The 255-nt window shown below is 52.5% G+C and carries 1 rRNA gene; it reads left to right on the plus strand.

The window, feature by feature from the left end:
• Positions 1-255 (plus strand): 23S ribosomal RNA (locus tag LE190_RS21695); the annotation flags it as partial.

The raw sequence follows: 255 nt of genomic DNA on the forward strand, positions 1-255 counted from the left end.
CCTCCAAGGCTAAATACTCGTAATCGACCGATAGTGAACCAGTACCGTGAGGGAAAGGCGAAAAGAACCCCGGGAGGGGAGTGAAATAGATCCTGAAACCGTGTGCATACAAACAGTCGGAGCCTCTATATGGGGTGACGGCGTACCTTTTGTATAATGGGTCAGCGACTTACATTCAGTGGCGAGGTTAACCGAATAGGGGAGCCGTAGAGAAATCGAGTCCGAACAGGGCGACAGTCGCTGGGTGTAGACCCG

This window comes from Massilia hydrophila, from assembly GCF_020208145.1.
In the GTDB taxonomy this organism is placed as follows: domain Bacteria; phylum Pseudomonadota; class Gammaproteobacteria; order Burkholderiales; family Burkholderiaceae_D; genus Telluria; species Telluria hydrophila.